This is a genomic window from Streptomyces sp. CHD11, assembly GCF_018638295.1.
In the GTDB taxonomy this organism is placed as follows: Bacteria; Actinomycetota; Actinomycetes; order Streptomycetales; family Streptomycetaceae; genus Streptomyces.
In genome coordinates this window covers 27,341-46,154 of record NZ_JABTTS010000001.1, presented here as the reverse complement: position 1 = coordinate 46,154, position 18,814 = coordinate 27,341, and the positions used below count along the sequence as shown (strand labels likewise).

Below are 18,814 nucleotides of genomic sequence, written 5' to 3'. Positions count from 1 at the left end.
CGACGCGCACGCTGCCTCGGAGGTAGTCGTGCCCCGAGGGTCGTTGCGTCTTGGTCCTGACGGTGCTTGATGTCTGCGGGGTGGAGGGGGACGGGTCGGTGGCGGCCATGTCATCCTTCAAAGGCGCGGTCAGGAGGGTCGGTTTGGAAGCCGGCGATCAGGGTGTCGATGAGGAAGTGGAAACTGCGCGTGACGTCGCGGGGCATCTGGAAGCCGTTGGTGCCCTCAAGGGTGACGAACCCGTGAAGTGCTGACCGCATGGCCCGTGCGGAGTCGACTACGCGCGCCTCGGGCAGGCCGAAACCGGCCAGGACGTCGAGCAGGACCTGTAACGTCTCCTCGCTGACGCGGCGGTCCTCCTCGTCACCGGCCACCGGGGCGGGGACGGTGGCGGCGTAGCGGCCGGGATGCTTCAGGGCCCAGCGGCGGTAGCTGTCGGCGAACGCCCGGACTGCGTCCGGACCGGAACGGCCGACGGACTCCCGGGCCAGCTGATGGGCGAATTCGCGCTTGGCCTGGACGGAGATGCCGTGCCGCAGTTCCTGCAGGGAGGCGACGTGCTTGTACAGGGACGGCGGCCGTACGCCGAGCCTGTCGGCCAGCAGACCCATGGTCAGGCCCGCCAGACCGACCTCGTCGGCGAGCTCCGCTCCCGCCGCGACGACGGCTTTTGTATCGAGACCTGCCCTAGGCACGGGCGTGTGCTTCCAGGAAGGCCAGCACCAGGGACACCGTCTCCTCGGGGTACTGGTCGTGCGGGTAGTGGCCGGCTCCCTCGACCACTGCGAGCTCTCCAACACCGGTCGGCATCGCGGCCACGATCGCCTCGCCCTCGGCGCGCGGGTCGACCCAGTCGGGGTCCAGCGAACCCATCACGATCAGGGCAGGGCACTCTACGTTGCCCAACTGGGCGCCGGCGTCGGTCGGCGCCGACTGCCCCATCTTCTTCAACGCCCGCATCCGGCCTGGCTCGCCCAGCATCGCCTGGATGCCGGCCAGCCGGTCGGCCCAGTCGGCCGGCTTGCGACCAGGGTAGGCGTGGTCGAGATAGCGGGACCACAGGCCCACGCTGCCGAACAGGACGGCGCCGAGCAGCCGGAAGGCACCCGTGCGGTAACTCTTTGAGTGGAAGTCACCGAGCTTGATCGACTGCGCGCGCGTGAAGGGGCCCAGCTCGATGATGCCCCTGACCAGGCCGGAATCCTGGGCCGCCGCGATGGTGGCGGCGCCGCTGGAGATCGAGTGGCCGACCAGGACGGCCGGGCCGCTGTCGATGTGGCGGATCACCGCGAGCAGATCGCCCGCGATGTCGGTACGCGAGTAGGAAGTCCACCGCGCGCTCGACTCGCCAAAGCCCCGCAGGTCGACCGCCGCCACTCGATACCCCGCCGCCACCAGACGCGGCACGACGAACCTGTACGCCGCACGGCTGTCCCCTATGCCATGGGCCAGGACGACCAGCGGGCCCTCTCCAGCGGCCTCATAAGCGATGGTGCCGCCCGGGACGGAGACAAACTCAGCCATGACATCTCCCTGCTCGTCAAGTGCAATAGCTACGAGCTAATGTAACTAGCTAAAAGCTAATCACAATAGCCGCGAGTGTCAACTCTGTCCGGGTGTCAGATGAGGGCAAGGGAGAAAATCCAGCTCGGTTCGGGGTGGAGCGGTAGGGGAACGAACCGACGCGCAGCTCGGTCGGGTCCGCCGCCGTCACTTTGGTAATGTCGGTGCGGAACGCGCCTTCCCGATCGCCGGAGGGCTTCTGCGTGCTCGGGGCGGTCGTGCCCGACCAGCGGCCGGTGCTGAAGCCAGTCAGTACCTGTCCAGTCCTCATCTCCGGTGGCGACCCGGAAGTGGATGCGATCAGGTCAGATCGGCGGCGACGGTCAGGCCGTTACCCCTGAGCAGCCCAGCGTTTCGGCCGGGACATCACGCCACGCGACTTCGGTCCTGCTCATTCGCAGGAACTTCTCCCACCCCGCAGCCCCAACCGGACCCCGGCGCACCGCTGGATAGGAGTTCGCCGGCGGCAGGTGGAGCTGTCAAAGGGCATGCTGCCGCTGTACCGGGCGGAGTGGACTGTCAAGCACCACCGAGGTCTGGTCCGCAAGAAAGCCGGCGTGAAGTACGGCCAGGGCGAGGCTCGCAAGATCGCTGAGCGGTTGATCCGCAAGGAGGTCGAGGCCAGGAACCGGCCGGCGGACCTGATTGACAGCACACGGAAGAAGGGGGCTGGGTTGCCGAGCGCTGGCACTGCGTGTAGGGGCGGACGGGGAGGAGACCGCGGGTGCAGCAGGCGGCCCTCGGCGGTGTCGTCCTCGGCCACCGTCGGCAGACCTGTCGGCGCTCGCCGGATGGGCCAGCCGCGATGCCAGCGAGCGGTACGAAGCTCACAGCGGTACTTGGGCTACGGCGTGTACGCTGCCGGACGAGCGGGTCAGCCGGATCGTGGGGTGAAGGTCTTTACCTGCACGTCCTACCAGATGATTCATCTCGGTCGCCCCGACGGCCCTCTCGGTCTTCGCTGCGACGATGGAGTGCTGTGAGAAGTCAGTGACGGCCGCGGAATGTGGCGCGGTAGGCGCTGGGTGAGACTCCTAGTTCTGCTTGTAGATGCAATCGCATCGAGCCGGCGGTGCCGAAGCCTGCGGTGACGGCGATCTGGTCAATAGGCAGGTTGGTGCGCTCCAGGAGGGTGCAGGCTCGTTCGATGCGCTGTTGGATGAGCCACCGTCCCGGCGAGATGCCGGTTTCGTCACGGAAGCGTCGGGTGAATGTTCGCGTGCTTGTTGTTTCCTGGGCCGCCAGTTCCCGCAGTGTGACGGGCAGGTGCAGATTCTCGAGTGCCCATCGGCGTGCCTTGCTGGTCGAGGAGATGTCCGGGCTCGGCATCGGTCGCCGCACGTATTGTGCCTGCCCGCCCTCGCGGTGCGGCGGGACGACGCTGCCGCGCGCCACTTCGTTGGCGACTGCTGCGCCGTAGTCGGTGCGGATCATGTGTAGGCACAGGTCAATGCCTGAAGCGGCGCCGGCAGAGGTGAGGACACCATCGTCGTCGGTGTAGAGGACGTCGAGGTCGAATGCGACGTCCGGGAATTGCTCCCGGAAGCGGGCGGATGAGCGCCAGTGCGTGGTTGCTCGCCGCCCGGCGAGCAGGCCCGCCCCGGCCAGCACGAATGATCCTGTGCAGATCGAGGCGATCCGTGTGCCGGGGTGAATCCGCGCCAGCGCGGCGGTGAGCGCGGGTTCGAGCGGACCGCTTTGGGGACCGAAGTCGACTTCGGCTCCTGGGACGACGACGGTGTCGGCCTCGAGTAGCGCCTCGGGGCCGTGAGCGACGGTGACGGTGAAGTCGGCGTCCGTGCGTACTTCCCCGGGATGGAGTGCGCAGGTCACGACCTCATAGAGGGCGGCATTTTCGGCCGAGCGCGCCTGGCCGAAGATGCGGTGAACGATGCTGACCTCGAAGGACAGCATTCCCTCGCGGACCAAGACCGCCACACGGTGGCGCCCGTCACCAGCAAACACAGCCATGGCCCGATCTTCGCACATGTTGGCCATCGGGCCAGTCGTCGTGGAGGTGCCGCACGTTCATGATCGAGCCATGAATGTTCTTTGGATTCATGCCCACCCCGAATCCCGCTCGCTCAACGGCCACCTGGCCGCGGAGGGGCAGCGCGCGCTCCGCGCCGAAGGCCACCAGGTCGAGGTGTCGGACCTGTATGCGATGGGCTGGAACCCCGTCGTTGACGCCGCCGGCTACGACCACCACGCGGCGGAGCGGTTCAAGGTCGCTGCCGCCGCGCAGCAGGCGTATGACAGCGGTGCACTGAGCGCCGATATCCGAACCGAGCAGGAAAAGATCAACCGAGCAGACACGATCATCATCCAGTTCCCGATGTGGTGGTTCGGAATGCCCGCCATCCTCAAGGGCTGGTTCGACCGCGTCTGGCACCAGGGCTTCGCTTACGGTTTGCGTGGCCCGAACGGCGAGTGGATCGGTTACGGAGACGGGTTCCTTGCGGGTAAGCGCGCGATGGCGGTTGTGACCATGGGCGGGCCGGCGTGGTTCTACGGCGATCGGGGCATCCACGGAGCCGTTGACGAGCTGCTGTTCCCGTTGCAGCACGGCACCCTCTTCTACGCAGGTGCACAGGTGCTGCCCCCGGTGCTGATCTCGGGTGCCGACAGGTTCACGCCCGAGGAAGGCGAGGCAGCGGTCAAGGAACTGCGCGAGCGCCTGCTCACGATCCCGACGACCGAGCCGATCGCGTACCGAACGCAAAACGGCGGAGACTACGACCACAACCTCGTGCTGCGACCGGACGTGGCACCGGGCCTGACCGGACTGGGAGCGCACGTGGCCTGACACCGACAGGGATAATCCTGGGCGCCCACATCGGCAGGGACCACGTCGTACCTCCTGGGCGCCCAGTCCTTGGATCGCCTGCATGGGGACTGTAACTGGCTGTTCTCTATCCGCTCGGGTGGTCGGTCGGGTTCGAACATGGGCCTGATCTGGGTGAGTCTGCGGGTGTGGATGCATGGAAGAAGGGCCTCTCGGTAGTTCGCGGATGTCGAGTCCAGCGAGAAGCAAGAGGCCCTGTTCTCGAAGTGTCGCGTGGTCACGGTTGCCGGGTCCAGTCCATCCACTCCTGGGTGTGACTGCCTCGCCCACAGGTTCGGGAACGCAGCCGACCGGCCGGGGCGCCGGCCCCGGTACGGCTCGGACATGAGCGATGCCGAGTGGGCCGTGGTGCGGGACCTGCTGCCGGTTCCGGAACGGCTGGCCGGCCGGGGCGGACGGCCGGAGGGCTACTGCCACCGGCAGATGCTCGACGCGATCCGCTACCTCGTCGACAACGGCATCAAGTGGCGGTCGATGCCCTCGGACTTCCCGCCCTGGCCTCGGGTGTACGCCTTCTTCACCCGCTGGCGGGATACGGGGCTGGTGGCCGAGCTGCACGACCGGCTGCGCGAGACCGTCCGCGTTGCCGAAGGCCGTGATCAGGAGCCGAGTGCGGCGGTCATCGACTCGCAGTCGGTGAAGGCGGACGCCACCGTCACCCACGGCTCGCGGGGTTTCGACGCCGGGAAGAAGGTCAACGGACGCAAGCGGCACCTGCGTCATCCTGCCTCCCGACCATGCCGGGGACTGACTGCCCCACCCGGACTCTCCCTGGACGCCACAGCGCCGGCCCTCTGTCCCGCGAGGAGCCGGAAAGGGGGACCGGCCCATGTCCCACCAGCCCGTCAGCCGCGCCGGCCCAGGCCGTCAGGGGCCTCCGCTCCCGGCTCGCCCCGCCGTGACCCTGAACGGACGGCAGCGAGCCTGGACGAACACAGGCCTGCCTGGATCCTCGCTCTCCGACCTCGCCTTTCCGCCGCCGCCCGTACCGGTGCTGTGCGTGACCGGGGCGCGTGTGCCGGATGAGCGCTGCACGGGGGCATCGGCGAGCTGCTGAACCTCCCGCGGGGCCCCGTGCGCGGACCGGCTGCCCGATCACGCGGGGTCCCCGCCGGAGCTACTGCAGGTCGGCCAGGATCAGGGTCTGGAGATCCGTCATCCCGGGGGCGTCCATGGCGGCCAGGCGGCGGGCCTGGCGGGTGGCCATGCGTTCCATGGTCTGCCGGGCCAGCCGGGCGTTGCCGAAGGAGCGGTCGCGCGGCTGGGCCTCGAAGTACTCCAGCAGGCCCTGCGGGACGTCCGGGGCCCACTTGAAGCCGGACAGGGCGGCCTGCCGGTGGACGATCTCGACCAGTTCGTCCGAGCTGTAGTCCGGGAACTCGATGTGCCGGGAGAAGCGGGAGGACAGGCCCGGGTTGGAGGACAGGAAGCGGTTCATCTCACTGGTGTATCCGGCGACGATGACGACCACGTCGTCCCGGTGGTCCTCCATGAGCTTCAGCAGCGTGTCCACGGCCTCCCGGCCGAAGTCGGAGGGCGAGCCGGGCGGGGTGAGGGTGTACGCCTCGTCGATGAACAGCACCCCGCCGAGGGCCTTCTCGAAGACCTCCTTGGTGAGCTGGGCGGTGTGTCCGACGTAACGGCCGACCAGATCCGCGCGGGACACCTCCACGATCTGGCCGCGCGGCAGGACGCCCAGGGACCGCAGGAGTCTGCCGTACAGCCGGGCCACGGTGGTCTTGCCGGTGCCGGGAGGTCCCGCGAAGACCAGGTGCCGGTTGATCCGGGAGGCGGGCAGGCCGACCGCCTCCCGCCGCTGGGACGCCGACAGGAGGTTGATCATGTCGGTGACCTCGTACTTGACGTTGTCGAGGCCGATCATCGCTTCGAGTTCGTCCAGTGGGGAGTCAGCCGGGTGGCCGGAGGCGGCGGCCTGGACGGCGGCGGCAGCGGCCTCCCCGACGTCCTCCGGCAGGAGGACGGTCAGATCCTGCTCACCGGCCTCGGCCAGGCCGGCCAGCCGGAACGCCTGCCGGTCCACCATCTCCTCGAACACCTGCCGGGCCACCCGCCCGTTGCCGAAGTTGGGGCCCCGGTGCATTTCGCCGAAGTGGGCGGCGAGGACGTCCTTGGTCCCGAGGGACAGTTCGTAGCGGTGCCGCTCGCAGTGGGTCTCCACGATGGTCACCAGTTCGTCCACGGTGTAGTTGGCGAACTCGACGGTGCGGGCGAAACGGGACGCCAGACCGGGGTTGACGGCGAGGAAGGAGTCCATCTCGTTGGTGTAGCCGGCCGCGATGACCACCACGTCGTCCCGGTGGTCCTCCATCAGCTTGACCAGGGTGTCGACGGCCTCCCGGCCGAAGTCGGCCCCGGAGTTCTTGCCGTCGGAGGCGAGGGTGTACGCCTCGTCGACGAACAAGACCCCGCCGAGGGCCCGGTTGAACGCGTCGGTCGTCTTGATCGCGGTACCGCCGACCACCTGCGCGACCAGGTCGGCGCGCGAGACCTCCACCAGGTGTCCGGAGCGCAGACTGCCCAGTTCGGCGAGGATGGAGCCGTAGAGACGGGCGACAGTGGTCTTGCCGGTGCCGGGGGCGCCCGCGAAGATCAGGTGCCGGCTCATCGGCGGGGCCGGGAGGCCGAGACTGGCTCGGCGCTGGGCCAGCCGAGTCAGGTTGATCAGGCTTTTGACCTGGTGCTTGACCCCTTCCAGGCCGACCAGGGCATCCAACTCCTCAACCGGGCCCTCCGGTTTGGGGGGCGGATCGGACCCGTCCCGCTCCGCGCCGGCGCGGCCCGCCGGGTCCGTGGCGGGCGGCGGGGCCCCCTCGTAGGCGTCCCGGCCGCCGTTGCCCGCGCTGGAGAGCCGGTCCACGGTCAGCGCGCCGTCCTTGGCGGTGTACCGGAGGCCGGCGCCCCGGTTGTCGTTGGTCGTGCAGTCCAGGACGGCGACCGGTCCGGCGCTGTCCACACGGATGCCGTCGCCCTGGCCGTTGAGGACCTCGCAGCCGTTCAGGGAGGCCCGGGAGCCGGGTCCGAGGAGGACCCCGTGCCCCCCGGAGGACAGGATCCGGTTGCGGAGGGCGGACACCTCCCCGTCCTCGTCGACCCGGAAGCCCTCGGCGCCGCTGCCCTCCACAACCGTGTCCCGGACGTCGGCGAAGCCGCCCGAGTCGACGAGGACCCCGGGCCCCGCGGAGTCCGTCAGGGAGCAGTTCACGAGGTGCGGGCGGCTGTCGCCTGTGACCCGCAGGGCCGCCCCGCCCGCCTTCTCGATCTGGCAGTTCTCCAGCCGGCCGCGCCCGCCCTGGAGGACCTCCACACCGTGGCCCGCCGCGGAGACGATCCGCGCCCGCCGGATCAGGGGATTGGCCCCGGCGTGCATCCGCAGGCCGGCGCCGGTGGAGTCCGTCACCTCCAGGTGGTCGATCTCGGCCGCGGACGCACCGGTCAGCAGCACGGCGGCGGAGGCCGAGCACTCCCGGACCGTGGTCCGGGTCAGGGCCGGTGCCGCGCTCTCGGTGGCCAGGACGGCGGGGCCCCCGCAGCGGGTGAACACGCAGTCCTCGTACGTCCCGCGCGACCGGCCGGTCACTACCAGGCCGCTGCTCTTGGCGCGGGTCACCCGGCACTCCCGCAGGACGGGGTCGGCGCCCGCGGAGACCAGGATGCCGTGCTCGGCGGTGTCCACGATGTCGAGTCCGGTCAGCTCCGACCGGGAGGTGCTGGTCACCAGGACGCCCACGGCCAGGTCGTGCAGCCGGCTGCGGAGGACCCGGGTGGTGCTGTTCTGCTCGACGGCGACCCCTGGCTTGTCGGTGTTGGAGATGTCGCAGTCCTCGACCGTGCCCCGGGTCTGCCCGTTGGCCAGGACCCCGTTGCCCCGGGAGTCGCGTATGGTGCAGCCGCGTATGACGGTCCGTGCCTTCTCGCTGATGACGACCGCCGAACTGCCCAGGTCCTCCAGGACGCACTCCGCGACGACGCTCTCCTCGGCCGAGGTGTCCACGACTCCGGCGCCCGCTGGGTTGGTGACCCGGCAGTCCCGCATGGCCAGCGAACCGGCGTTGCGGCTGAGCAGGGCGGCCCAGCCGGTGCCGATGATGTCGCAGGCTTGCAGGGCCACTTGGCCCTGGTAGGAGTCAACGACGGGGACGTCCTCCCCCTCGGGCCCGCGCAGCACCAGGTCGGTGAGCATCACGGCGTCCGCCACCAGGGTCACTGCGGAGCCGGTGGCCGGGGCGATCTCCACGCTGCCCCGGCCCCCGTCGGCGACGATCGTCACCCTCCGGGAGATGCGCAGGTTCTCCTCGTAGCGCCCGGGCAGGACGCTGATGACCGCCCCCGCCCGCGCCTTGGCCAGGGCTTCGCCGATGGTAGGGAAGCTGTCCGGCCTCTCTGACCTGTCGGGACCGACCGTGAACAGCTGGCGTACCACGCGCGTCTCTCCTCTTCTTCGTCGGCGCCCGTCGGCGTCGTCCGCACCGCGCGAACGGCCGCGACGGGGGTGACCGTAGTAAACAGTAGAAGGCCTCGGTCAACCGCGTGCGCCGACGGCCCCCTGGGCCGGACGCCCGCGCGAACTCCCGTTGCGACCCAGGGGGAGGGGCGGCGAAGTGTGTCCTTCTATCATGCGCCTCATGAGGCGACCCCAGGCGTTCCGGACCCCACCGCGCATCCCCGGCCCCAGACGCCGTCCCTCCCGGTGGTCCCGGGTGGCGGGGGTGCTGGCCGCGGCGACGGTGTGGGCCGTCGCGGTCCAGGAGCCCACCGCGGCCGCCCACCCGGCAGCCCCGGGGCTCCCGGCGGCCGCGCCGGCCGCGGACGGCGGCGCCACGAGCCTGCCGCCGATACCGCTCGCCCTGCGCACCGAGGACCCCTGCACCGGGCCCTCCGGGCGCACCGCCAAGGGGGCGACCTGGGCGCAGAACAGCCTGTCGCTGCCCCACGCGTGGCGGCTGTCCCGGGGCGAGGGGATCACCGTCGCCGTCGTCGGCACCGGGGTGTCCACCACCGCCCCGGCCCTCGGAGACCGGGTCTCGGCGGACGGCGACTCGGGCACCGACTGCGTGGGCCACGGCACCTTCCTGGCCGGGCTCGTCGCCGCGGCCCGTGCCGAGGGCACGGACTTCCAGGGGGTCGCCCCGGCGGCCCGAATTCTCGGGGTGCGCGGCACCGACCAGCGGGGTGCCCCCTCCGCCGAACGGGTCGCCGCCGGGATCCGCACGGCGGTGGACAGCGGGGCGCAGGTCGTCAGTGTCGCGGCGGCGCTCCCCGACGGCCGGAAGGAGCTGACCGACGCCGTCCGGGAGGCCACCGAGGCCGACGTCCTGGTGGTCGCCCCGGCCGCCCCGGACGTCGCCCCGAAGCGGGGTGACGCCCCCGTGGAAGCCTACTGGCCCGCGTCCGCGCCCGGAGCCCTGTCGGTGATCGGGGTGGCCGCCGACGGGACGGTCCTGAAGAGCGCGGCCGGGGCCGACGGGGCGGACCTGGCCGCCCCCGGCGGTCCGGTGGTCGGCATCGGGCCGCGCGGCGACGGGCACTTCATCGCCGCCGGGTCCTCCGCGGCCGCCGCCTTCACTGCCGGGGCCGCGGCTCTCGTCCGGGCCTACGACCCGGACCTGACCGCCGCCCGGACCGCGGAGCGGCTGATCGTATCGGGCGCGCCGACCGGTGACGCGGCCCTCCTGGACCCGTACGCGGCGATCTCCCTGTACTCCACCGGCTCCCGGGCCCCGGCCGATCCCGCTGCGGAGGGCGAACCCCTGCGGCTGCCGGTGGTGTCCACCGTCCTCCAGGACCGGGCCCTGGTCCTCGCCGGAGCGATGGCGATGCTGGTCCTGGTGGTGTCCGCCGCTGCGGTGGTGATCCCGCGCGGCCGCGCCCGGGGCTGGCGGCGGCCGTAGGGGCGCCTCCCCGGTGGCCCCGATGCCCCCGGCCGCTCAGCTCGTCCCGGAGTCGTCCAGCTGCGCCGTCTGTACCAGCGTCGCCGCGCGCCGGGCTACCCGCAGGGCCCGCCCGGTGGGCAGGATGCGCGGCTTCACGTTGCCGAAGAGATACCCCTCGGTGGGCGGGCAGGACATCAGCAGCGCGGGCGAGTTGACCTCCTGGAGGCGGCGCATCAGGGCCTCCTGGAGTCCGCGCCCGGCCCCGGACGCCGACCGCGCGACCACCATGTGCAGACCCACCTCGTACCCGAGGGCGAGATGGTCCAGGAGCGGCATGAACGGGTTGTTGCCCGGGCCCGCGCCGATCATGTCGTAGTCGTCGACCAGGACGAACAGCCGCGGCCCCGTCCACCAGTCGCTCAGCCGCATCCGGGCCGGAGTGATGTCCGGACCCGGCACCCGGAGTTTGATGGCCCGGGCCGCGCCGTTGACCAGGTCGCGCAGGGCGTCGATGGAGACGGCGTGTCCGAGCCGGTACTCCTCCGGCACCGCGTCGGCCAGGTCCCGCCGGTAGTCCACCAGCAGCACCCGGGCCTCCTCGGGGGTGTACCGGTCGGTGATCGCCCGGGCGACCAGGCGCAGCAGGTTGGTCTTGCCGCTCTCCGTGTCGCCGACCGCGATCAGGTGTGGGGTGGTCGCGAAGTCGTGCCAGGCGGGTCCCAGTCCGTTCTCCTCGAGGCCCAGGGCGACCCGCAGCCCGCCCCCCTCCGTGGCCACCTGCGGCTCCGGCAGGGCGCCGCTGGAGACGAGCGCGGGCAACAGCCGTACCTCGGGCGCCTCCTGACCGCTCCAGTGCTCCCTGACGTCCTCGATCAGCGCGGCGGCGCCCGCCGTCAGGTCCTCCGCGCTCTCCACGCCGTCGATCCGCGGGAGGGCGGCGAGGAAGTGCAGCTTGGTGTCGACGGTCAGACCGCGGCCGGGGGAGGCGGGCACACTCCGCGCCCGGCGCGAGTCGACCATGGACTCGATCGGGTCGCCCATCCGCAGCTCGATCCGGGTGCCGGACTGGTCCCGCACCCCGGCGGTCAGCTCCACCCAGCGGGCCGTGGTGACGACCAGGTGGATGCCGTAGTTGAGTCCCCGGGAGGCGATCCGGGTGAATGTCTGCATCAGGTCCTGGTGGTCCTGGCGGACGGTGGACCAGCCGTCGATCACCACGAACACGTCGCCGTGCGGCTCGTCGGCGAACTCCCCGGCCGCCCGGCGGGCCCGGTAGGCGGGCATCGAGGTCACCCCGTGCTGGAGAAAGAGCTTCTCCCGCTTCTCCAGGATCGCGACGACCTCCGCGACCGTCCGCCCGATCCGCTCGGCATCGACCCGCGCGGCCACCGAGCCGACATGCGGCAGTCCGGCCAGCGGGGCCAGCGACCCGCCGCCGAAGTCGAGACAGTAGAACTGGACCTCGCGCGGACTGTGGGTCAGGACCAGCGCCGATATCAGGGTGCGGACGACGGTGCTCTTGCCGCTCTGCGGGCCGCCCGCGATGGCCACGTGTCCCCCGGCGCCGGACAGGTCGACGGTCAGCAGGTCGCGCACCTGGTCGAAGGGCCGGTCCACGATGCCCACCGGCACCGTCAGACGGCCGCGGCCCGCCCAGCCCGCGGTGGTCAGACCGTACTCCGGATGCGGGGCCAGCGGGGGCAGGAGCTGGTCCAGGGACGGCGGGGTGTCCAGGGGCGGCAGCCACACCTGGTGGGCGGGCGGCCCGGCCCCGCGCAGCCGGTCCAGGGCGGTGGCCAGCAGGGACTGCGCCGTGCCCGTCTCCTCCTCCGGCGCGGGCTCCGTCTCCTCGGTCTCCTCGGGGGGTTCCGGCGCGGGACGCGGGGCCACCCACTCCGTGGTCCACGGCACCACCTGCCCGGCCGCCCGGGCCTGCACGGACGGCCCGCTGCGGTGCTCGTAGGTCCCCGAGACGTACGCGGCGCGGAAGCGGGTCAGCTCCTCGACGCCGCTCTTCAGGTAGCCGCTGCCCGGCTGGGACGGCAGCCGGTAGGCGTCCGGCACCCCGAGGACACCCCGGCTCTCCATGGCGGAGAAAGTGCGCAGCCCGATGCGGTAGGAAAGATGGCTCTCCAACTGGTGCATCCGCCCCTCGTCCAGCCGCTGGGACGCCAGCAGGAGATGGACCCCGAGACTGCGGCCCAGCCGGCCGATCATCACGAAAAGCTCCATGAACTCCCGGTGCGCCGACAGTAGTTCACTGAACTCGTCGACCACGACGAACAGGCTGGGCAGGGGCTGGAGCGGGGTGCCCGCCGCCCGGGCCCGTTCGTACTCCAGGGCCGAGGTGTAGTTCCCGGCCGCCCGCAGAAGTTCCTGACGCCGCATCAGCTCACCGTGCAGGGCGTCCTGCATGCGGGCGACCAGGGATACCTCGTCCGCCAGGTTGGTGATGACCGCGGAGGTGTGCGGGAGTTCGTCCAGACCGAGGAAGGTGGCCCCGCCCTTGAAGTCGACCAGGACGAAGTTGAGGGTGTCCGACGAGTGGGTCAGCGCCAGAGCCAGGACCAGGGTCCGCAGGGTCTCGCTCTTGCCCGAACCGGTCGCCCCGATCAGCATGCCGTGCGGGCCCATGCCGCCCTGCGCGGACTCCTTGATGTCCAGCTCGACCGGCCGGCCCTCGGAGCTGATGCCGATGGGCACCCGCAGCCGGTCCGACTCGCCCCGCCGCGACCACAGGTCCAGCGGCTGCAACCGGTGCAGGTTCGCGATCCCCAGCAGCGACGTCAGCTCGATGTCCGCGGACATCGGTTCGGCGCTGTCACCGCCGAACGCCATCCGGTACGGCGACAGCCGCATCGCCACTGACCGCGCGACGGCCGGGCCCAGACGGTCCGGGCGGCCCAGGAGGGTGCGCTGCTCCTGCCGGTTCCGGTCGGTGCGCACCAGGCTCACGGTGGCGCCGCCGCCCTCCGTGCCGCTCCCCTCCTCCTCGTTGAACTCCAGCCGCAGAGTGGTGCGTCCGGGGCGCCAGGTCAGCTCGCCGGACAGATCGATGACCACCGCGTTGCGGAACCCGGTCCCGTCGAACCGGTGACCGTTGGGCACACTCCCGTGGTCCACCACGATCACCGTGAACGGCTCCTCCTGGCCCGGTAGCGCCTCCGGGTCGAACGCCGGCCGCTCCTGGAACTCGGCGCCCAGCATCTCCTCCAGGCCCCCCATGGTGGTGACCACCCGCCGCACCGGCCCGGCGTCGTCCTGCGCCTCGGGCTGCTGCGCGTGCGGAAGCCACTTCACCCAGTCGTAGTCGGGACGCCGCTCCTCCGACACGCAGAAAGCCAGCCACAGGTCCTCGGGGGAGTGGAACACGGCGAGTTGGGCGATGACGGCCCGTATGGCGTCCCGGATGTGCTTCTCCTCACCCCGGCACAGGACGCGGGACCAAGCCTGCAGGGACAGGGCGATGGGCTGGTCGGGCACGGTGGCGTACGCCCGGATGAAGCTCCGCAGGGCGTGCGCGGACAGCGGCTCCAGGTCCTCCACCGGCTTGGTGGACATCGGGGCCAGCCGCAGCCCCAGCCGCTGGGCGCCCACCGCGAGCCGGGCCTCGCCGAAGTCGTCCTGCCCGGGCCTGCGTTCCCACAACCGCGAGGTTCGGGCCAGCGACAACAGCGCCGCCGGCTCGGGGTGCCGCCACGACAGGGCGTACTGCTGCTGGACGAAGGCCCCGCGCACCTGCTGCCGGGTCTGGCGCAGATAGCGCAGGTAGTCCCGCCGCTCCCCCTTCAGCCGCCGCTTCCGGTCGCCCGCCCGCCGCATGAACTGCCCCAGGATCATCAGGCCCGAGGCGGCCACCATCAGGACCAGGGCGGTGTAGCCGAGGGCCGAACTGCCGTTGCCCATGCGGACGAACATCAGCATCATCGACGCCGACATCATCCCCATGGGCAGGTAGTTCCACACCGCGGAGCTGTCGGGCACCACCTCCGGCAGGGTGGGCGGCTCCTGGAGGCTCAGCTCCCCCTCGGGCATGTCCGGGGCCCGGCGACGAGGCGGGCGACGGAAGAGAACCACACTCACGGGATGCCTCCTGGGCGGCGGTACGGGTCCTGCGGTCGGCCGGTGACGGCCCGGCGGAACGGCGGCCCCGGACCGGAAGCCGGCCGGGACGGACGGAACGCCGTTGTCGGCCCCTGCCATGTCGGTGTCCGAACCGCGGGCCCATTGTGTTCCAATGACCCATCCGGTGATCCATCGGGGGAGAGTCCACCCCCGGGCGGTGGGACTGAGCCGCGCATCATTTCGTAGGCTACAGTCATCCGACTAATGACGCCGATCCGGTAGATGCCGACTCGGCGCCGCCTTCTCGCAAGGTGATTTCCCTATTCGCCTGTCCCGGCACGCGGAAGAAGAGACGAGCGAGTCTTGACCGACAGTACGGTGGCACACCTGTGCCGGATCTCGGTACGAGCCCCCGCAAAATCCATAGACCTGGCCGTTCCCGGCGACGTCCCGGTGGCCGACCTCCTCCCGGCCCTTCTCGACTACGCGGGCGAGGAGACCCAGGAGGCCGGACTCGAACACGGCGGCTGGATCCTCCAGCGGCTGGGCGGCGCCCCAGTGGACGAGGAGTCCACCCTGGACGCCGTCGGGGTGCGCGACGGCGAGGTCCTGCACCTGAGACCGCGCGCCGAGGCCCTGCCGGAACCCCACTTCGACGACCTCGTCGACGCCATCGCGACCACCATGGACCGCCGCCCGTTCGCCTGGACACCCGTGGTGGGCCGCCGGGTGCTGATCGGTCTCTCGGCGACCGCCCTGGCCACCGGCATGGTCCTCCTCGCCCTGCCCGGCCTCGGCCCGTGGCTGCGCGTCACCGTCCTGTTCGCCGGCGGTCTGCTGATGCTCGCGGGCGCCGCGTCGGCCAGCCGTGCCGTCGGAGACGCCGGGGCCGGCGCCGCACTAGGGGTCATGGCCACCGCGTACTGGACCCAGGCCGGCTGGGTCCTGCCCGGCGGCGGCGCCGAAGGCGACCAGATGGCCCAGGTGTTCGGCGCCCGGCTCCTCGCCGCGTCCGCCTCCGCCGCGGGCGGGGCCGTGCTCACCCTCGCCGTGGTGGCCGCCTTCACCCCCCTCTTCCTGGCCATCGCCTCGATCGCCACGGGCGGCGCCCTCACCGCCCTCCTGCTGATCCTGTTCGACCTGACCCTGCAGGAGGCGGCCGCCGTGTCCGTCCTGCTCACGGTGCTGTTCGGGGCGTTCGTGCCGTCGCTGTCCTTCCGGCTCTCCGGGATGCGGACCCCGCCGCTGCCCACCAACGCCCAGCAGTTGCAGGAGGGCATCGACCCGCACGGCAGCAACGAGGTGGCGGCCAGGACTGTGGCGGCCGATGTGTGGATGACCGCACTGCTCGCGGCCACCGGAGTGCTCTGCGTCGCCTTCCTGGCCGCCCTGGTCCACCCCTTCGGCTGGCCGGGCGGCACCATGGCAGGAGCGCTCTCGCTGCTGTTGCTGCTGCACGGCCGCGGTATGGGCAGTTCCTGGCAGCGGCTCGCGCTCCTGGTCCCCGGCGCCCTCGGGGTGGCCGCCCTCATGGTCTGCGCCGGCCTCGCGGTCTCGGCCGGCGCCCTCCCCGCTCTGGTCGTGGTCCTGTTCGCGATGGCCGCGACCTGCGCCATCGCCTCCTGGACGGTCCCGGGCCGGCGGCTGGTCCCCTACTGGGGCCGCATCGGGGAACTGCTGCACTCCGCGGCCGCCGTCAGCCTGCTGCCCCTCGCGCTGTGGAATCTGGGTGTGTTCGGATGGCTGCGCTCACTCAACCTGTGACGGCACCGGCCCCGGCCGGCCCCTGTCGCCCCGGCCCCGGCCCCGGCCCGGCGCCGTCCCCGGGCCGTCCCCGTCGCCGTACGCGGCACCGGCCGGTCCCCCCGCGGCCACCGGTCCGTTCCTGATCCCCGGGAGAGCACGACGTGCAGAACAGACGTGACCAGGTCCAGGCGCACATGTTCGTCATGGGGCGACTGACATCGGGCCTGCTCCGCACCGACCTGGACGCCCCCGAGAGCCCCGTCGGCCGCACCAACCGCGGCCTGGCCATCGGCATCGTCGTCTCGCTGCTGATCGCCGCCGGGGCCTTCGTCTGGGGCCTCATATCCCCGTCCACCTCGGACTCCTGGCGCGTCGAGGGGACCCTGATCGTGGACGAGGACACCGGTGCGCGCTACTTCTACGACGGGGGCGAGCTGCGCCCGGTCCTGAACTACGCCTCCGCCAGGCTGCTGGCCGGGGCCTCCCGTTCCGGCCTGACCAGCCAGACCGTGGGGACGGACGCGCTGCGCGGCACCCCCCGGGGCTTCCCGGTCGGCATCGACGGAGCCCCGGACGTCCTGCCGGCCCCGGAGGCGGTCGCGGACGCCCGGCCGTGGCTGGTCTGCTCGGCCCCCGCCGACGGCCCCGGGACCCGGGACACGGTCCTCTCGGTCGCGGCGGACGCCGAACAACGCCCGCTGCCCCGGGGGAGCGCGGTCCTGGTGGCGGATCCGTCCGGTGCCCGCCACCTGGTGTGGCAGGGCACCAGGCTGCGGATCGACAGCCGCAGCAGTGCCCTGGAGAGCCTGGGCTACGGGACGGCGCAGCCCCGCACGGTGTCCGCGGCGTTCATCAACGCACTGCCCGCCGGACCGGACCTCACCCCGGTCGCTCCGGCCGGCCTGGGCAAGCGCGGGCCGACGTTCGGCACCCTCTCCACCCTGGTCGGACAGGTCTTCCGCACCAGTGTCCCGGGGGCCGACCGCAGCCAGCACTACCTGCTGCGCGAGGAGGGCCTGGTGCCGCTGACGAACACCCAGGCGGCACTGCAGCTCAGCGACCCGGAGACCACCAGAAAGGCGTACGAGGGCGAATCCGCCGTCGTACGGGAGCTGGACGCGGGCACCCTCAAGGGCCATCTGGCCCCAGGCGGGGGCGGCTTCGTGGCCGACGCCGCCGGGAGGATGCCGGAGTCCCCGCCCCGGCTGGCCGACGTCGCGGCACAGGACGCCGTCTGCTCGTCGGTCACGCCGGGCTCGCCGTCCGGCCCCGGCGTCCAGGTCGGCGTCGCCCTGGTCGGCCAGGAGGCCCTGGGGCCCGCGGTGAAGCGGTCGGCCACCGGAATCACGGAAGCCTGCCAGGCCGTCGACGCGGTGGTGGTCCCACCGGGCGGGGGCGCGCTGGTCGACGCCGGCAGTGCCACCGGAGGCGATGTGGGCGGCAGCCGCTACCTGGTCGCGGACACCGGCGTGAAATACCGGGTGCCGGCCGACGAGGACGTCTCGGCCCTGGGCTACGGCGACGGGCAGGCGCGGATCGTCCCCTCGCTGCTGCTGGCGATGCTGCCCACCGGACCGGATCTGGGGGCGACCGCCGCCGCCACCCACGACGCGCCCCGAACGCCGGCACCCTCCTGCGGCACCGCGAAAGCGAACGCGGAGCGACCGTCTGTTTCCGGGAGATCGGCCGAATAGTGCGACGGAGTGGTGAAGCGTTTCCCTTCTTTCGTCAGAAGTTCATCCAAGCCGTTACGGAATGCCAGTAAAGCGGACATAAAACCCATTCTCCATTGCGCTGGAATTTGTGGTTGCTGTATCAACTACCATTGAATAGGGTGAGTTGTGATGGGTGAGTGACCTGAGGGAGAAGAGGCGACATGAGTGAGCTGGGCGGTCAGCAGTCATCAGAGAGTTCCACCCGGAACGGGATCCAGGCACTGGAGATGGCCTACAGCGGGGTTCAGCGCATCCTCCAGGATGTTCACGCCACCAAGGGCAATCTGGCGAGTTCCTACCAAGGTTCCGACGGCGGCGCCTACGGCAGGCTGCTCGACAAGTGGGACGACCAGGTGGCCATCATCCTGAAGAACCTCGAGGACATGATCGACAAGCTCAACACCAGCCTCGTGCAGCACGGGCTGACCCAGGGCTCCAGCAACACCGCCATCGATCAGGCGTTCAGCGCCAGCGAGGCCGCCTTCGACGCCCTGGCCGGATCGGGCGCCCTGGACGGCCCCAAGTAGGCACATCCGGGCGGACGTCGACGCCTCCGCTGCACGCCGGACCGCACCGGGCCCCGCACGAGATGAGGACGATTCATGTCAGACCTGACCGATGGTTTCATTCACGTCCAGTACAACCACGTCAACAACGCCGCTGACGACATGGTCCAGCAGACCCGCGCCATCGAGGGCACGCTGAGTCAGCTGGAGATGGAGCTCAGCGAACTGAAGCAGACCTGGTACGGCGGTGACGCCGAGGTCTACACGCAGAAGCAGGCCGCGTGGGACGGCGCCGTCGTCACCATGCAGAACCTGCTGACCTCGCACGCCGGCCTCCTGACCGACGTCTCCGAGAGCTACAAGTACACGGAGAACAGCCTCAGCCAGCTCTGGTCCGAGGTGAACATCGGTCGCTGACCCCGTGCCGCTCCGCCCCCGGCCGAGCAGGACACTGCCCGGCCGGGGGTGACGCCGTGACACCCC

12 protein-coding genes are annotated in these 18,814 nt (G+C 71.3%); 7 read left to right on the top strand and 5 right to left on the bottom strand.

Going from position 1 to position 18,814, the window contains the following annotated elements:
• Positions 1-110 precede the first annotated feature (110 nt).
• The 3 genes from HTV45_RS00115 to HTV45_RS00105 all read right to left on the bottom strand — a co-directional run bounded on the left by HTV45_RS00115 (position 111) and on the right by HTV45_RS00105 (position 3,561).
• Positions 111-695 carry a TetR/AcrR family transcriptional regulator gene (locus HTV45_RS00115; RefSeq protein ID WP_215203465.1) on the bottom strand — a complete coding sequence of 195 codons (585 nt, stop codon included), beginning with the start codon at positions 693-695 and terminating at the stop codon, positions 111-113.
• Entirely contained in the window at positions 688-1,524 is an 837-nt protein-coding gene (locus HTV45_RS00110; RefSeq protein ID WP_215203464.1) for an alpha/beta fold hydrolase, read from the bottom strand. The genes HTV45_RS00115 and HTV45_RS00110 overlap by 8 nt, the downstream gene beginning before the upstream one ends.
• Positions 1,525-2,550: 1,026 nt before the next feature.
• The gene (locus tag HTV45_RS00105) at positions 2,551-3,561 is read right to left on the bottom strand and encodes a GlxA family transcriptional regulator (protein ID WP_215203463.1); all 1,011 of its coding nucleotides are present in this window, start codon (positions 3,559-3,561) and stop codon (positions 2,551-2,553) included.
• Between the two features lie 43 nt (positions 3,562-3,604).
• Between HTV45_RS00105 and HTV45_RS00100 the strand changes: the two genes are divergently transcribed.
• Together HTV45_RS00100 and HTV45_RS33800 are read left to right on the top strand one after the other, a co-directional pair.
• Positions 3,605-4,369 carry an NAD(P)H-dependent oxidoreductase gene (locus tag HTV45_RS00100; protein WP_215203462.1) on the top strand — a complete coding sequence of 255 codons (765 nt, stop codon included), beginning with the start codon at positions 3,605-3,607 and terminating at the stop codon, positions 4,367-4,369.
• Positions 4,370-4,732: 363 nt separating this feature from the next.
• Entirely contained in the window at positions 4,733-5,434 is a 702-nt protein-coding gene (locus HTV45_RS33800; protein ID WP_251690843.1) for a transposase, read from the top strand.
• A gap of 91 nt (positions 5,435-5,525) precedes the next feature.
• On the opposite strand, the gene HTV45_RS00090 is transcribed toward HTV45_RS33800, so the two are convergent.
• The gene (locus tag HTV45_RS00090) at positions 5,526-8,849 is read right to left on the bottom strand and encodes a right-handed parallel beta-helix repeat-containing protein (RefSeq protein ID WP_215203461.1); all 3,324 of its coding nucleotides are present in this window, start codon (positions 8,847-8,849) and stop codon (positions 5,526-5,528) included.
• Between the two features lie 202 nt (positions 8,850-9,051).
• On the opposite strand from HTV45_RS00090, the gene HTV45_RS00085 reads away from it, so the two are divergent.
• A complete protein-coding gene (locus tag HTV45_RS00085; protein WP_215203460.1) occupies positions 9,052-10,317 on the top strand; it encodes a S8 family serine peptidase in 1,266 nt (421 codons plus the stop codon).
• Between the two features lie 36 nt (positions 10,318-10,353).
• On the opposite strand, the gene eccCa is transcribed toward HTV45_RS00085, so the two are convergent.
• Positions 10,354-14,382 carry a type VII secretion protein EccCa gene (eccCa, locus tag HTV45_RS00080; RefSeq protein WP_215203459.1) on the bottom strand — a complete coding sequence of 1,343 codons (4,029 nt, stop codon included), beginning with the start codon at positions 14,380-14,382 and terminating at the stop codon, positions 10,354-10,356.
• Between the two features lie 345 nt (positions 14,383-14,727).
• Here eccCa and eccD point away from each other — a divergent pair, with 345 nt between their 5' ends.
• From eccD to HTV45_RS00060, 4 genes are all read left to right on the top strand, one after another.
• The gene (eccD, locus tag HTV45_RS00075) at positions 14,728-16,128 is read left to right on the top strand and encodes a type VII secretion integral membrane protein EccD (protein WP_215203458.1); all 1,401 of its coding nucleotides are present in this window, start codon (positions 14,728-14,730) and stop codon (positions 16,126-16,128) included.
• A gap of 143 nt (positions 16,129-16,271) precedes the next feature.
• Entirely contained in the window at positions 16,272-17,804 is a 1,533-nt protein-coding gene (gene eccB / locus HTV45_RS00070) for a type VII secretion protein EccB (RefSeq protein WP_215203457.1), read from the top strand.
• A 182-nt stretch (positions 17,805-17,986) separates the two neighbouring features.
• Complete coding sequence (locus HTV45_RS00065) at positions 17,987-18,352, top strand: hypothetical protein (protein ID WP_215203456.1); 366 nt, start codon at positions 17,987-17,989, stop codon at positions 18,350-18,352.
• A gap of 75 nt (positions 18,353-18,427) precedes the next feature.
• Positions 18,428-18,748, top strand: a complete 321-nt coding sequence (locus HTV45_RS00060) for a WXG100 family type VII secretion target (RefSeq protein ID WP_215203455.1) — start codon at positions 18,428-18,430, stop codon at positions 18,746-18,748.
• The last annotated feature ends 66 nt before the right edge of the window (positions 18,749-18,814 follow it).